The organism is Mesorhizobium sp. WSM4808, assembly GCF_055811675.1.
The window spans coordinates 15,042-30,646 of record NZ_JBVVQX010000034.1; the positions used below are offsets into that span (position 1 = coordinate 15,042).

Below are 15,605 nucleotides of genomic sequence, written 5' to 3' on the forward strand. Positions count from 1 at the left end.
CCTGTCCGGTTCAATGAGGAACGTTCCATGAAAGCTCTGGCATTCTCCAATAACGACATTGCCCTCGTCGCGTGGACATATGATCGACATCTCAACGGCTGCCTCGGTTTTGCGATATTCCGGCAGGACCTGACTGCCGGTACGGAGCAAGTGCTACCGGCGATGGCACGCTTTGCCGGGTTCGAGGATCAGAAGGGCGCGACAACCGAAGACGCCCCGATCCAGAAATTCTGGTGGAAGGACCTCTATGTCCGGCGAGGTTCTCAGGTGCGCTACCGAATAGTGCCGATGGGTGGAACACCTGGCCAATTGCAGGCGCTTAAAGACGCCGAACCGCTTTTGTCCAATTCGGTGGCGGTCACCGCGGATAGGGGCATTTTCGAAGCCTATTTCAACCGCGGGATCGTGGCCACGCAAGCCGTGACGCGGGCCCTTGGCGACAAAGCTAACGGAAACCTTTTGCTCAAGCGTGTCGCCGATCCCCACGACTCCATTAGGGTTGCGCTCGAGGGAGAGTTGTTTATGGGGGTAACGTCTCTGCTTGACCAAGCTGATCGAACGGTTGGGGCCGAAATCTTCAGCGCACTTTATGAACTCAACGATCCGCTAGGCGTCGAAGTTCGCCTTCAAGCCCATGACCATGGCGATCCCAAGATCCGCAATGTCGTGCTTGGAAACGAGCGTGGCAAAAAAAATGGCGTGGAGGTCGACGATGCGGATTCCGACAATCGTCGCAATCTCCATGCCGCCGGCGTGAATGTGACCGACCGCATTCTGCCCGATGGCAGCATTCCTCACAACAAGTTCATGGTTTTGGAGGAAAACGGCAAACCAACGAAGGTGCTGACTGGCTCCACCAATTGGACGAGCACCGGGCTTGCCACGCAGACCACAATACATTGATCATCAAATCGCCATTGGTCGCTGCCCGCTACAAAGAGTATTGGACCTCGGTCAAGCATTTCAGTGAACTGGGTGCTGATACGCCGCAGAAGCTGCAGGATCCGGCGTTTCGGCGAGCCAACCGCGGCCAATGCCAAGGCGATTGCCAACCCGATGACTCTTGAAGACGGCAGCGCTCACATCGAGGTGCTGTTTTCTCGCAACACCGAGGATTTGCTGCAACGTCCTCCGAAGGAAATTCCCAATGACATGGCTCGGCTCTACGAGCTCGTCGGCGCGGCAAAACATGCCGTGCTCTTCTTGGCTTTCGATCCCGGGAACAACTCCATCCTCGATGCTGCCGGCAACGCGCTGCGCAACAACCCGAACCTTTTTGTGCGAGGCGCCCTGACGAGCACGGTGCGGGCCGCAAACTTCGCCGAGGCCTTGCATGCAGGCTCAGGTGATGAACAACCAGGGCAGGCCGGTTTCAACGTCGGAGTAATTGGCGAGGGTGGTGGCGTTAAGAAAGTCAAGGGAAAGGTCGGGACCGTGCCTGACTACCGCGCGATCCCCGCTGATGCGATCGATGATGCCTTCGGCCGTTGGGAGAAGGAAATCTACAAGGCCGGGTTCGCCATCATCCACAACAAAGTGGTCGTCATTGACCCATTTAGCGACGAATGCGTGGTCATCACCGGTTCGCACAATCTCGGCTATCGAGCCTCCCATAACAACGACGAGAACATGGTGAACGTGCATGGTCATCGCCCGTTGGCCGAGGCCTATGCCTGCCATGTACTCGATCTCTCCGACCACTACGCTTACCGCTACTGGCTCAAGAAATACCCGGACACGTTCGGCAAGCCCCTCAGTGATAAAGACGACTGGCAGGAGCGCTACATCAAGGACTCTGAAGAAAAGTCGCCTGAATTGAGGTTCTGGCTGGCCGCAACGGCAAGTGCCGGCTAGGCCCGACTTGCGTTCGGTCGACCACGGTGGCCTCAATCGCAGCCCAGGCCTGCGTCACGGACGCACACACCCGCCATCCGCATTCTCGCCGTTGGGGCAATGGCACGACGTCGTCATCTGATGACGAGTTCTTCCGAGCAAGCGACCGCGCCGTCGTAATTTCGGTTTGGCCGTGATGGTTTTCCTGTTGCTGTTCATGGGCAAACACCCCTTTGCCGGCCGCTACGCGGGAACCGGCGACATGCCGATTTCGAAGGCGATCGAGGAGTATCGCTTTCCCTACGGGGCGAACGCCGCCGCGGTCGGAATGGCGAGGCCTCCGAGTTCCCCCGAACTCGCCATTGTCGGCCCACGACTTTCAAAGATGTTAGAGGATGCCTTCTCGCAAAGGGGAACGTCGGCTGGCAGGCCCGTGGCTCGGGACTGGGTGGCTGCCCTAGCGGACCTTGAAGCGAACCTCAAGCAGTGCTCCGCCAATTCCAGCCACTGGTCACTTGGCTCAACGCCATGCCCTTGGTGCAAAATGGAAGGCGCCACGGGCGTCCCACTGTTCTCAACCGTCGTTCCCGCCGGCGGGGCTACTCTTTTCGATGTCGCCGGATTCCAGCGGCAGGTGGACGCCATCCCGCATCCCGGGTCGGTGCCAACCGTCCCCGAAAAGAATGTGACACCAGATCCCAACGCCCTGAAGCTCAAGGGGTACGCGCGCCGCACCAACTTCCGGGCAGGGATAGCGGCCGCAGTGGTCGGCGTCGCTGGCTTGATGATGGCGCAGATCTGGGTGCTGGGCATCGCCTTGGGCGTTTTTTCTGGGGTTGAGAGGCTTCTTGAACAGGGACAGTGAGGCTGCGGAATACCGGCGCATCGCCGGCGAGGCCGCCACCCAGTGGAAAAACGCGCAAACCACGTGGATGCAGAGGGCCGGATGCCTTCGACAGGCAAAAAACGGTGCTCGCCGGGCTCAGGCGCGAATGGGACATCTTACCTTCCAAACGGGTAGCCAGGATCTCGGAGCTCGAGCGCAACCGTCGTCAGGCGCAATTGCACCGGTTCCTGGACAACTTTGAAATCTCATCGGCAAAGATCGGGAGCATTGGACCGGGCAAGAAACAGGTCCTGGAGTCGTATGGCGTCGAAACAGCCCTGGATGTCGAGAGGAACAAGCTTTACAGCGTGCCCGGATTCGGACCCAAAACCGCGCAGAAGTTGTTGAATTGGCCCGCTTTGTCTTCGATCCCTCACGGGCGATCGATCCACGCGATATCGCGCAGATTGACCAGGATATTCTCGGCGACCGCAAGCGGCTGCAGGGCGCCTTGATTCTCGGTCTTGAGCAACTCAAGCAGACAAGAGCCCAGATCTTTGCCGCCCGTGAACACAGTCGCCCGGAAATGGAGCGATTACGGTTGGCATTGGATCAGTCGTCGGCAAACGTTGCCGCGATTTCAGGTTGAGACGGCTAACGCTGGATCGCCAATCAGCTCGGTGAGTTGTGGCTTACCTTCATCACCCAGGTTGCGCGCCAGTGTGAAATACCCATTTCGCCCTGTTGGAGGCCTCGACGATTGTTGCCGGCCGGAGTGCTGACTCGAAGGAGAGGTGAACGGCGGCTTTGAGCCTCATGGTGGTCGTTTCCGCAAACTTGCTTTGACCTAAAAGCCGACGTTCCGCGGAGGGGCTTGGACGGAGGCTTAACCCTACACTTCAGGATTACGCAAACCAGGCCAACTGCCTGGCGCATCGATCCACACTTGCTGTGTTCCGCGGCCCCGCGTCTTGCATGCAGGACTTGTCAACGAAACTAACGCCTGCCACTCAGCGCGGGGCTGGATGGCGACGTAGCTACGATCGGAGCAATTTATCGCCGTTTGAAGGTCCGCAACACGGTGGGGATGCTAAACACCTTTGCTGTTATGCCCTCATGCGCCAGATCATTGCGAACGGCATAGTAGTCGGCGATCTTGGTGAAGTTTTGCGATCGCATATCGAGCAGCACGCGCACTCTATTCAAAAATGAGGTTTGTAGCTTTGTCCCGTTTAAGAGCGTCTCCCATGCTCGCCTGTGGCGAAAGAGCGGCTTCCCGGTTCTGGCTTTTACGGCCGTATCGGCGCGGTCGGTGATGTATCGCTCAAATGTCCCGAAGATGATGAGAAAGTATGCGCCATCGTTGATACGGCGAAGTTCGGTGTATCGCGCTATGGCGTGCTGGTGATTGCGTGCCGTCGAGCGGAACAGTTTCCTCGCATAGTCTGTATCAAGCTGCGCATGTAGTTGACTTGCGAGAATTAGCTCTCTCATTTGATGGCTGCGATAAGCTGCTGTTGGTCAAGCCTCACCGCCTTCGAGCTTGGTGAGGAGTAAATCATCCAGATTGGATCATTTGGCGTGTCGCTGGCGTTTATGATCGTCGCCCCGCCGCTGGGCGTGAGCACGTCGACTCTGCCGTTCGCGCCAATAACCCACAGACCAACAGGAAAAATTGTTGCAGCGACACGCGTCCCCTTTCGTATCCGCAACATGGGAAGCTTCACAGCGGCCACTGCAAAGCGCTGCATCATCTCTTCGTTCATCGAAACAGTCTGCGTCCGGTCGACCGAGTAACCGTGCGGTTGCACCCACTCCTCGATCTGGGTGAAAAGCGCTTCAACCTGCTCGATCCATCGGGCTACGCGCTCCTCCACCCTCGCGCTATCAAACTTCTGCGATGATCGCCGGTTGGAAACGTCCGGATTAACTCCGGTCTCGACCACGTCGGCCAAGCCAAATTGAGCGTCAGGCTCGTTCCTGCCCGCTGACCAGATTTGCAGCGTGAGACTGGCTCGGTCCAAAAGCCAGAGTTCCGTTCGATCGAACGGGTACCCCCGGTCGGACGGAAAGCGAGCCCACTTCTCCAGGGTTTTCCCCGGGCCGCTGCCGGTCTTGGTCGCGCTGCCCAGCTTGACCTGCACTGCCACGAACTGCCCGTCTGGGTCATTGTAAGCGACGTCATAACCCGGATCATTGGTTTGCTCTTCCCTTTGATCAGGCATTTTTAAGTGCCCTTCATCGCCGCCAGACAGGATGTCGGATTCACGGAGATTGGGCAAAGTCCGGCGGGAGCCGCCAGGCTCAAAAACCAGCTTGCGGTGATCCTTCAACAATAATCGAGGTTGTAACAATTGGCACCCCCAAGCACCACGTTAGCGCAAACTCGTCCCCCCGCGAAGACAGGACTCAATACATTCGGGGTGCCAGCTTGTCCGAGACGAACACCGCCAGCGTGCACCTGGCGAGTCCGGTGATGTCGAAGCGTTCAAGATCGCGCTCGCCCCGCGCTGATGGTTCGTCTCCAAGAGATATTCGACTCCAGTGACGGGGCTCACAGCGTCGATACTTCGCTCGTCAGGAGCGTTCGCCCTCGAAATTGATGAACGTCCAAGGTCGTCGTATCTACTTGTAGACGACTCCTGTTGATTCTCTCGGCTCAGGAAGTCTTGGGGGAGTTCATGTCGAAGAAGATTGGGCGAGCGGATATTATCGGCGAGAAAGGCATCGCCCATATCCGCCAGATCGTATTGAGCATGGGTTTTATGTTCTACGAGACCGGCGGCGTCGAGGCTGGAATTGACGGTTACGTGGAGTTGCGTGACGACACTACCGGGGTGGTCAGCAATCTGAGTCTTCAGGTTCAAGGCAAGGCGACCGAGCGCAGCTGGTTGCAGGCTGAAACGGATTCTTCCTTTGAGTTTCCCGTTACGGATTCTGATATTCAGTACTGGATGCACGGAACGGCACCGGTCCTGCTGATCGTCGTCAAATTGCAGGATGGAAAGGCGTATTGGAAATCTATCAAGAAAGCTCAAGGAAAGTAGCCAACGGCGTACGCAGGATGCGGCAACCATCGCTTGGAACCTCGTGACTGCGATCTACTACAAGGCAGGCGGATTGCCCTGGCGCCTTGCGCGTGATGCACGTGAACGCAGGACGTCGTTCGTTGGATTGAGCTTTACAGGTCTGTCGATGGCGACTTCGTCCATACCAGCACAGCGCAGATGTTCGACGAACGAGGCGAGGGCCTCATCCTCCGCGGTGGCCGGATGGTGGAAAGCGAAGAAGATCGCTCACCCCACCTAACCGCGGAGGACGCGTATACCCTTCTCCGGGACTCTCTGAAGGTGTTCCGCAAACAGCATGACCACTACCCGGCGCGGGTGGTCCTTCACAAGACATCGAAGTTTGACCGCAACGAACTGGATGGCTTTCACAGAGCGATAGACGAGCGAGATATCGACTACGCAGACTTTATTTGGATTCGGAAGTCGATGACCCGTCTCTACCGACTCGGCGTTTATCCGCCGCTCAGGGGTAGCTTACTGCGGATCGATAAAGACCAGGCGCTGCTCTATACTAAAGGCAATGTCGAGTTTTTCCGAACGTACCCTGGAATGTACATCCCAAGGCCGCTTCTACTTCGCTGTCAGGTTCTCGGCCAGCCTCTCCAGCACATAGCCCACGTGACCCTGGCACTGACAAAAATGAACTGGAACAACACTCAGTTCGACAACGGGCTCCCCATCACGATCGCAGCCGCCCGGCAAGTGGGCGAAGTTCTGAAATACGTCGGTGAAGATCAGGAGATAGCACCCCGGTACAGTTTCTACATGTAACTTGCCGATCCCAAAGCACGGCAACGTGCATGCGGACTAGCTAACGAGACGATCACTCGTCCAGAGTGGTACCGCCTCGGCCGTAGCACACTCCCTCGGATCATTTCATGTCTTTGAGCTTGCGGGAGTAGTTAGAGAGAAGGTTGGGAACCGACAATCCGTGGGCGTCGAGGACCTTTTGGATATGGGTCGCGGTGAGATCGTCAAGGTTCTGGTTTTCGAACGACTTGAAGAACTCGCGCGTGGCTTTGACCAGGTTCTTGAGGTCCGACTCCCGGACGCCTTCCACGTAATGGGTGAACGCCGCAGCGCTTTCGATCTTTCCGGCCGGATGGACAATGAGACGCTTGACCTTCATATCCTTGTAATGCTTGTCGAACCATGCGCTCGACCGGTTCATCTGCTCGGCTTCCCGCTTGTTTATGTCGGCGCGGGTCACGCCGACTTCGCTTTTGCATTCGAACAAGATGTACTGGCTGTCGTCCAGCGCCCAGAGGTTGTCGGGGCCCTCTTTCCACTCTGTGTCCGGCCGCTCTCCGACGAAACCGAGAGCGAAGCTCAACTCGTTAAGCGCGGCCTCGAACTTGTCTGCCTTTGTTCCGAAAACCAGTCTGCCCAGCATGTCGGTGACCCCGACATTGAGGTCTGCATAATCGTTGTGGTTTCCGATCCATTTCTTGACGCGCTCTGCGCGGCCCTGGCTCACCACGGTGAGTTTAGTGACAGTGACACCCGACGCAGGTTTAAGCAGGAGCCGGTTGCGCTTGTGGGCAGCGATCTGCAGAATATCCGCTTCGGGGCGATTGGACAAGAAGTTGTAACGGGCCTGGGTTTGCAGATGCCAACCCTTCTCGTCGTCGTCAAGGGCGCCCATATCGATGATGGCCTGAACCATCTTAACGGCACCGGCGTAGTCGCCCCTTATATGTGCTAGTTCGGCATCCAACTCAGATTTATAGAGCTTCAAAGCCGTTTCATCGGAGCCGGCCACTGAAACCTTCTCCATTTGCTCGGCGTAGAACGCCTTCCAGTCGTCGTCGCGCTTGAGACATTTGCTCGCGAGATCGACAAAGGCCTGCAAAGGCTCTATGCCGTCCTCGATATCCTGCTTGGCCATATCGGTGATTTCCAGGCCGATCTCGATCTGCGTTGCCATTTGCGACGACAGAAACCGACGCGAAGACTTATCCCGAAGCAGTCTGACGAGGTCCGATCCGATGACGACGACGACCGAGTAATCCTTCTCGCCGCGCACGCTTCTACCCATGCCCTGCTCAACGGTGCGCACTGCACGCATTAGGGTCGCGGCGCTATGCGGACGGCATTGCTCTTCGTAGAGGTCTGTGAGGCTCTCGGCGTAAGGTTTTGAGTCGAAGACGAGGACGCGGCACGTCTTGTCCGGTAGATCAATCCCGTCATAGCGGTTCACGAGGACGACGGTGTCTTCGAATTCGCCTCGAGAAAGCGCGTCGATCACGGCGCCGATAGTCTCAGTCTTCGGGACTACGGCGCCACCGCTTTCCCAAGGCTTCGCCTTTTCGAAGCTGGGCACGAGCGCCACTCGTCCGTAAGTTCGCTTCTCGACGATCAAGCCGTGGTCCAGATACTCGTGGATGAGCGACGGCAACAACACCATTTTTTCGCCCGACCACTTTTCCCCGTCGTACGTCAGCGGTTTGGCTATCGTTTCTGGCGAAAGCCGTAAGCCTTTGACGAGGAATGCGTCGTCGGTGACGGTGGCGGACATAAAGATGCGATGCCTGGCTTTGTCGAAAGAACCGAAAGCGTCGAGCGGCGCGATGTATGGCTCGATCTCGACGGAATTTCCTGAAATGACGCATTGGCAATGAGTTAGAATGTTTTTGAGCAAGGGCCAGGCGAACTTGATCGACTTGCGGTCAGAATATTTCGAAAGGATGCCGGCCACCTCGGCTTCCCGCGGAATCCACGCCCAGTAAGGCACCGGCAGGAACGCGTCTCGCTTCTCGTTCTCTATGTCGGCGTAGGTGCCCATGCCCTGTTGTTCTAGATCGGCGGAAAACAGCGCCTTCAAAAGGCTGTAGGCCTCCTCTTCGCGGGGGATGTGAATTCGGCATTGGTTGCGGATCGTGTCCGAACAGGCATGCGCGTCGTCCATCAACATCGTGTCGACCGGTACCGACTGCTTGTTGAGTCCGAACTTAGTCAGGCCGTTGAAGACCTTCTGCACTGACGTGACTAAGATGGACCGGCCGTCGATGAAATCCTCTGGCAGATCGCCTTCCGAAGTACACGTCCGTATTCCGAATTGGCGTGCCTGCTCGCATGTCTGGTCGACTAGGAAGTTGTTTGGGCAAATATAAATCACTGGTCCATGGCCGGCGTTCAAACGCGATTGCAGCATCAGGAGGCCGATCAACGTCTTGCCTTGGCCCGTATGCAGCTTAACGATCGAGTCGCGCTTGTCAGCGTCGATCTCGAACCATTTCGTGAGCACAGCAATCTGGGCCGGACGCAAGGGGCCTTTGTCCGCCTCGCGATCCAAAGTGTCGTAAAGCTTGACGGGATCCGTCTGTTTCTCGACGACTTTACCGCCAAGCTTTTTCTTGAAGTCGACCATTTGCAATCACAAAAAAGAGGAGACACATCAACATCCATGTCGGGATTACACGCGCCAAGCACGATCGTAAACAGTCTATCCGAATTCTGTAGCCAGAGTAATTTCTGACTCGGGCGTCCGCTTGGGAAATCGGCCGGCTTGGTCTGAACGACCACAATGAGGTCGGACGCTGAACGGCAGCTTCTTGGGAAAACCAGCCGATACCTGACCGTCCGCTGACGGCCCCTTGCGGCCATTCACAAGCCGGCCGATAGCCGAAGTGAGCCAATGCTGTTGACGTCGAAAACACATAGGCCGCCACTGCATGTTCGCGTTTTGTGCTTCGAAAGTCGCATAAAAGGGCACAGTGGAACACACTGTGACGTCCGGAATTATTTGGCCTTCACGGGGTTTACCAGTCCGGAATTTGTGGGTCGCTTGTGGGTGACCTATGCGATTGAGAGCGTTTTCTGGCTGAAGGTAGGAGTTTCCAATGCAAAGATCGAGTTTACTAAATAGCCTCAATGACAATTAGTTCTGGATTGGCGTTAAGTTATTGGATTTGCGTAAAATATAGCCGCCCTTATTGGTAAACCCGCTCACGGTCAACAACGGATTGGTCAACCCAGGACGACAGGATTGGTAAACCGAAGCAGCCCTTTCGACCAAGGTCCAGCCGTGCGCCTCTAGGCGCGCCTTTTTCAGGCGCTGGCGATGCCAGGTGCGATTGTCACGACAGATATAACTCAAGCTGTTACTCGGTGGTTGCATGCGGGCGACCGGCAGCCGCAAGGCCGCCGGCGTAGACCTACGGTTTGCCATGGTGCGCACAATGCCGCGCACGACCTCCGAAGCCCGGCTTAATTCCGGACAACGACAGATAATTCCTGACGGCACAGCGGAACTCGCGCGATCGTTCACACGAACCTTCGGCGCCCGTCAGGCGCGAGCTTCGGCTACACGACTACAAATAAGTCTGTGGATATTGTGTTGTGACGGGCTGGTATCATATCGCGGCGGTGAGGGAAGAGTATCGGTAAGCATCTTGGCTTGGGGGCTTCATGAACCGATTGCTTGTTGGCGCGGCTTTTCTTGCCGCTGGGTTGTTGGCGCGGATACTTCTTTCGTTTGTTATATTAGGGGAAGTGCGGGGATAGATGCTGTTGCGCAAGAAGCGCAGGGCACTTCGCCTCAACTCGGCGCGCCCGCGGGCTTCGGCAATGGCGGCGCCGCACTTGGCGGCAGGCAGTCGGCGGGTGGCGGAGGCACATCGGCGTCGGACACCGGGGTGCCGACGACAGGTGCGGCGCCAGATGCCGCGCCGGGCGGAACGGCCGCGGCCGGCAGCCCTGATGCAGCGGCCAAGGTTGGTACCAAACCTGCCGATGCCAACGCAGTCGATAGCAAGGATGCCAAGACAGCCAAATCCGGTACGGCGGCAGAGACAAGCGATACCGAGGCCGCTCCAGAAGCCCCTGAGGAGCAAGCGGCCACGACCACCACGACAACCGACAGCGGCGATCCCGAAGCGATCGGCACGCCAAAGGTGGACCTGCCCAAGGTAGCCGGCAATGGCAATCTCGGCTATGCCATTGGCATCGACGTTCCCGCCTTCCATGGCATCGAGCCGCAGATCGCGCTCAATTACAATTCGTCGCGCAAGACCAAGCTCGGCGGTCTCTACCAGGGCTGGCTGGGCTATGCCTGGGGACTAGACGGCTTGGATGTCATCAAACGGGCTACGCCCGGCTATGGCATGCCGGCCTATGATGCCAATGACGTCTACCTGCTCGACGGCCAGGCGATGGTCGCCTGCGTCGCCGGCATGGTCTCCCCGTCGTGTTCGACCGGCGGCACGCATGCGACGGAGAATGAGAGCTATCGCCGCATTGCGCTCAACAGAACCACCAACGAATGGAAGGTGACGGATCGCGACGGCACCGTTTCGCCCTTCCGCTCCGTGGCTGCGGTCGCCAATCTGACGCCAACTGCTGGCACTAAGCCGATCAGCGCAGCAAACGGCCCGCGGAGCTGAGCAAGCGACAGGCCTTCAAGCGAATCAGTCGGTGGTAGCGTCCGCAAAAACTGAATCACGAACGGGCTCGCCGCAAACCCCCTCCGCCCGGAAAATCTGATCCGGTTACGGCTCTCGACGTGACCCAGAGAGCTGGGAGAAGCCTCTGCGAGACTACAAGTGTAACACCATATTGGTGTAGCAAATCAAGCTTCGGTGGTAACCTCATGGGGTAGAGAAACGACTCTGGAAGCCGAGCAATGGATCGCGATAGCAAACTGACACGTGCCGCTGGAAGTTCATCCCGCGACGGGAGGAGGGCCGAGGAACGCCGTAACCACCTTGACCTTCCAGACGGGCCACTGAACCAATGTTGCAGAACGGTTGGTAATCGCTAACCCGCGCGATACAGCACGTGATCTTGGGAGCTTCAAATCCGCCGAGAGGCAAACGCGACGTGCAGTTCAGGACGTTGCACTTCTTTGTGCTCGATGAATTCAAGCACTTGGGTAAGCTGGAGGCGATCGAGACCGCAATTACGACCATCGCGGACTACAAGGGTCGCTTCATGCTCATCATCCAAAGCCTTTCGGCTCTGACGGGGGGGCCTATGGCGAGGCTGGCAAGCAGAATTTTCTCAGCAATACTGGCCTGCAAGTGTTCGTGGCCACTGCCGATGACGAGACTCCAAACTACATTTCCAAATCTATCGGTGAATACAACGTGTCAAGCCCAATCGATTTCTGCAGCCAGGCGCGAATGTTCGATTGGAGCATCCAGAATTCGATCAAGGTGCACCGCTGTTGCGTCCCGAACAGGTGCGGCTACTCAATGACGAGTACGAGATCGTTCTCATCAAAGGTCTGCCACCACTGCAATTGAGGAAGGTGCGATATTTTTCGGATCGCATTCTGAAACGCATCTTTGAAAACCAGACAGGCGCTCTCCCGGAGCCGGCGCCCTTGATGAAAGCAGACGAGGGGCTTTCGGCAGAACCTCAACTCAATGAGCCGCTGCGTGGATTAGCGCAGGACTTTGACGATACAGTTTGATGTGAGGCTAGTGTGGACCCGCGAAATAGTAATCCATCCCGAGTAACAGCTTTGTCGCAGGTGCAGGACGCCGACTTGGAAGAGGGGCAAGCGGGCCAGGCCCGGCAAGTGGGCGATGAGCAGCACCTTGCCGAGGCCCGGAGGCTGTTCGATCAAGCTGGCGAGTCGCCAACTAATCCAGAGGAGGTTCTGCGACTGGAACAGGGGTTGAGCGAAGTGCTTCAGCGACGGCAGGATGATCAAGCCGCCTCGTCTTTTTTCAGCGACCCAAGGATGCCCGCTGGACCCAACAGCATCGTGGCGGACGCTTTGGCAGCGGCCGGCTCTGGGCACGCCGGAGTTCAGGCCGCCGCCCCGCCGGCGTTAGCTGCCAGCCAACAGCAGATCCGGCCCTCGCCGGATGCGCTTGACCAGGGCAACCACCTGCCACCCGAGCGGGTGATCATCAACAATGAACATTCCACAGCGCTGTTGCGGTCAGCGGAGAGGCAGACGGTCCTGAATACGCCGCTAGCCGCCGCCATTCAGCAGCCGCTGAGCGAAATCGGCAATTCGGGCGGTCGCGTGCCGATGCAGCCCCCCATGCAGCAGTTGGGTGAATTGCCATTGGAAGGGGTGCCGGTTCAAGGCACAGGGTCCGAACACATCGGAAGGCTGCATGCGCAGGCCGCGCCCTCCGCAAGGTCTGAGGCACCCCTCGCTGCCATCGAGAACTCCATAGACGTCTCATTCGCCGTCCCCAAAGGCTTCTCTCATGGGACTCAACCCGTCCCAGACGCAATGCTCTCTTCCTTGGACCGCCATGGCTCCTTGCCGGATGCGGGCCAAGCCCGGCAAGTGGGCTTTGAGCAACACGTGGCCGAGCCGCGCCGAGCCGATCCTGTCGCGAGTGGCGCCCGTGCTACCCGCTATCCCCATCTGTCCGACGAACACCGGGACGTTATTGATAAGGCGATCGCCCACGCTGCGGTTCAGAAAAAATATAGCGAGAGCACGGTCCGAAATTACACGTCTGCACTTCGCCGATTGGCGAATGATCTCGGCGCTCGTGGCCAAGGGACCGATCTAAAAAATCACCAATCCCTGGTCGATCACGTCGATGCTTTCTTGCCGAAAGACGGTGATATAAAGACGGCGTTGAACGTCCTGCGTGCGTATCATGAGCCGCCAGCGCCGGTGCCCTCAAAGGCAGACGCGCATATCATAGAACAAGTGACCAGTGACAGCAGCTTGGCCCCAAGCAGCCGTGCCGAGTATGTTCGTACTCTTCGCAGATTTTCTGAGGCGCTTGAGAGTCAGAGCCTGACGATCTCTGGGCTGGATCATGATTCGCGGATCGACTTCGCCAAGAGGTTGTTTCCAGACAGCCGCAATCTCATCTTTGCGTTGCAACGGGTTCGCGATGCGGAGTCCGCCTCACCTGGCGCCCGTGCTACCGCCTATCCCCATCTGTCCGACGAACACCGGGACGTTATTGATAAGGCGATCGCCCACGCTGCGGCTCAGCAAAAATATAGCGAGAGCACGCTCCGAAGATACTCGTATTCACTTCGCCAGTTGGCGAATGATCTCGGCGCTCGTGGCCAAGCGTCTGATCTAAAAAATCACCAATCCTTGGTCGATCACGTCGATGCTTTCCTTCCGAAAAATAATGATATAAAAGACGGCGTTGAACGTCCTCCGTGCGTTTCATGAGCCGGGCTATTCAGCGACTGGCCGGCGGCCCGAACAAGTGACCAGTGACAGCAGGTTGGCCTCGAGCAGCCGTGTTGTCTATGGTCGTAGTCTCCGCAGATTTTCTAAGGCGCTTGAGAGTCGGGGCCAGACGATCTCTGGGCTGGATCACGATTCGCGGATCAAATTCGCCGAGACGTTGTTTCCAGGCAACCGCAATCTCCTCTCCGCGCTGCAACGGGTTCGCGATGCGGAGCCCGTGTCAGACGGGGGTCTCGAGACGGCCCGGAGGCTGTTCGATCAAGCTGACGAGTCGCCAACCAATCCAGACAAGCTTCTGCGACTGGAACATGGGTTCCGCGAAGTGCTTCAGCAACGGCAGGATGATCAAGCCGCCTCGTCTTTTTTCAGCGCCCCAGGGATGCCCGCTGGACCGAATGACCTCAACAGCAGCGTGGCGGACGCTTTGGCAGCGGCCGGCTCTGGGCACGCCGGAGTTCAGGCCGCCGCCCCGCCGGCGTTAGCTGCCAGCCAACAGCAGATCCGGCCCTCGCCGGATGCGCTTGACCAGGGCAACCACCTGCCACCCGAGCGGGTGATCATCAACAATGAACATTCCACAGCGCTGTTGCGGTCAGCGGAGAGGCAGACGGTCCTGAATACGCCGCTAGCCGCCGCCATTCAGCAGCCGCTGAGCGAAATCGGCAATTCGGGCGGTCGCGTGCCGATGCAGCCCCCCATGCAGCAGTTGGGTGAATTGCCATTGGAAGGGGTGCCGGTTCAAGGCACAGGGTCCGAACACATCGGAAGGCTGCATGCGCAGGCCGCGCCCTCCGCAAGGTCTGAGGCACCCCTCGCTGCCATCGAGAACTCCATAGACGTCTCATTCGCCGTCCCCAACGGCTTCTCCCATGGGACTCAACGCGTGCCAGACGCAATGCTCTCTTCCTTGGACCACCATGGACTCTTGCCGGATGCGGGCCAGGCCCGGCAAGCGGGCTTTGAGCAGCACGTGGCCGAGCCGCGCCGAGCCGATCCGGCTCCTGTCGCGAGTGGCGCCCGTGCTACCGGCTATCCCCATCTGTCCGGCGAACACCAGGACGTTATTGATAAGGCGATCGCCCACGCTGCGGCTCAGCAACACCATAGCGCGGCGACGCTCCGAATGTACAAGTATGCACTTCGCCGATTGGCGAATGATCTCGGCGCTCGCGGCCAAGCGACTGATATAAAAAATCACCAATCCCTGGTCGATCACGTCGATGCTTTCTTTCCGAAAAACGATTATTTGAAGAAGGCTTTGAACGTCCTGCGTGCGTATCATGAGCCGGACTATTCAGCGACTGCCCGGCCGGCAGTGCCCTCAAGGGCAGACGCGCATGTCTTGGAACAAGTGGCCAGTGACAGCAGCTTGGCCTCAAGCACCCGTGGTGTCTATGGTCGTAGTCTCCGCAGATTTTCTGAGGCGCTTGAGAGTCGGGGCCAGACGATCTCCGGGCTGGATCACGATTCGCGGATCAAATTCGCCGAGAGGTTGTTTCCAGGCAACCGCAAGCTCCTCTCCGCGCTGCAACGGGTTCGCGATGCGGAGCTCGTGTCAGACGGGGGTCTCGAGACGGCCCGGAGGCTGTTCGATCAAGCTGACGAGTCGCCACATCCAGACAAGCTTCTGCGACTGGAACATGGGTTCCGCGAAGTGCTTCAGCAACGGCAGGATGATCAAGCCGCCTCGTCTTTTTTCAGCGACCCAGGGATGCCCGCTGGACCGGGTGACCTCAACAGCATC

The 15,605-nt window shown here is 58.0% G+C and carries 11 protein-coding genes and 3 pseudogenes; 10 read left to right on the plus strand and 4 right to left on the minus strand.

Annotated elements, in window-relative coordinates; all coding sequences use genetic code 11:
- The first annotated feature begins 27 nt into the window (after positions 1–27).
- From AC0L2U_RS32595 to AC0L2U_RS32615, 5 genes and pseudogenes are all read left to right on the plus strand, one after another.
- Positions 28–903, plus strand: a complete 876-nt coding sequence (locus tag AC0L2U_RS32595) for a phospholipase D-like domain-containing protein (RefSeq protein ID WP_473603417.1) — start codon at positions 28–30, stop codon at positions 901–903.
- A 63-nt stretch (positions 904–966) separates the two neighbouring features.
- Complete coding sequence (locus tag AC0L2U_RS32600) at positions 967–1,854, plus strand: phospholipase D-like domain-containing protein (RefSeq protein WP_473603418.1); 888 nt, start codon at positions 967–969, stop codon at positions 1,852–1,854.
- 38 nt (positions 1,855–1,892) lie between these two features.
- A pseudogene (locus AC0L2U_RS32605) lies at positions 1,893–2,006 on the plus strand (Tn3 family transposase); the annotation flags it as partial.
- A 23-nt stretch (positions 2,007–2,029) separates the two neighbouring features.
- Positions 2,030–2,698, plus strand: a complete 669-nt coding sequence (locus AC0L2U_RS32610; RefSeq protein WP_473603419.1) for a hypothetical protein — start codon at positions 2,030–2,032, stop codon at positions 2,696–2,698.
- A gap of 370 nt (positions 2,699–3,068) precedes the next feature.
- Positions 3,069–3,308, plus strand: a complete 240-nt coding sequence (locus tag AC0L2U_RS32615) for a hypothetical protein (protein ID WP_473603421.1) — start codon at positions 3,069–3,071, stop codon at positions 3,306–3,308.
- A gap of 404 nt (positions 3,309–3,712) precedes the next feature.
- On the opposite strand, the gene AC0L2U_RS32620 is transcribed toward AC0L2U_RS32615, so the two are convergent.
- Together AC0L2U_RS32620 and AC0L2U_RS32625 are read right to left on the minus strand one after the other, a co-directional pair.
- Positions 3,713–4,153: a hypothetical protein gene (locus tag AC0L2U_RS32620; protein ID WP_473603422.1), complete on the minus strand. Its 441-nt coding sequence runs from the start codon at positions 4,151–4,153 to the stop codon at positions 3,713–3,715.
- The gene (locus AC0L2U_RS32625; protein WP_473603424.1) at positions 4,150–4,992 is read right to left on the minus strand and encodes a hypothetical protein; all 843 of its coding nucleotides are present in this window, start codon (positions 4,990–4,992) and stop codon (positions 4,150–4,152) included. The genes AC0L2U_RS32620 and AC0L2U_RS32625 overlap by 4 nt, the downstream gene beginning before the upstream one ends.
- Before the next feature lie 348 nt (positions 4,993–5,340).
- Between AC0L2U_RS32625 and AC0L2U_RS32630 the strand changes: the two genes are divergently transcribed.
- Together AC0L2U_RS32630 and AC0L2U_RS32635 are read left to right on the plus strand one after the other, a co-directional pair.
- Positions 5,341–5,706: a DUF4365 domain-containing protein gene (locus AC0L2U_RS32630; protein ID WP_473603425.1), complete on the plus strand. Its 366-nt coding sequence runs from the start codon at positions 5,341–5,343 to the stop codon at positions 5,704–5,706.
- Between the two features lie 180 nt (positions 5,707–5,886).
- Positions 5,887–6,501 carry an argonaute/piwi family protein gene (locus AC0L2U_RS32635; RefSeq protein WP_473603426.1) on the plus strand — a complete coding sequence of 205 codons (615 nt, stop codon included), beginning with the start codon at positions 5,887–5,889 and terminating at the stop codon, positions 6,499–6,501.
- A 100-nt stretch (positions 6,502–6,601) separates the two neighbouring features.
- Here AC0L2U_RS32635 and AC0L2U_RS32640 read toward each other — a convergent pair whose 3' ends face one another.
- Entirely contained in the window at positions 6,602–9,100 is a 2,499-nt protein-coding gene (locus AC0L2U_RS32640) for a DEAD/DEAH box helicase family protein (protein ID WP_473603428.1), read from the minus strand.
- A gap of 510 nt (positions 9,101–9,610) precedes the next feature.
- Complete coding sequence (locus AC0L2U_RS32645) at positions 9,611–10,000, minus strand: hypothetical protein (RefSeq protein ID WP_473603429.1); 390 nt, start codon at positions 9,998–10,000, stop codon at positions 9,611–9,613.
- 367 nt (positions 10,001–10,367) lie between these two features.
- Here AC0L2U_RS32645 and AC0L2U_RS32650 point away from each other — a divergent pair, with 367 nt between their 5' ends.
- The 3 genes and pseudogenes from AC0L2U_RS32650 to AC0L2U_RS32660 form a co-directional block, all read left to right on the plus strand.
- Positions 10,368–11,114 carry a SpvB/TcaC N-terminal domain-containing protein gene (locus AC0L2U_RS32650; RefSeq protein WP_473603431.1) on the plus strand — a complete coding sequence of 249 codons (747 nt, stop codon included), beginning with the start codon at positions 10,368–10,370 and terminating at the stop codon, positions 11,112–11,114.
- A gap of 460 nt (positions 11,115–11,574) precedes the next feature.
- Positions 11,575–12,145, plus strand: a pseudogene (locus tag AC0L2U_RS32655) (type IV secretory system conjugative DNA transfer family protein); the annotation flags it as partial.
- 51 nt (positions 12,146–12,196) lie between these two features.
- A pseudogene (locus AC0L2U_RS32660) lies at positions 12,197–15,605 on the plus strand (hypothetical protein); the annotation flags it as partial.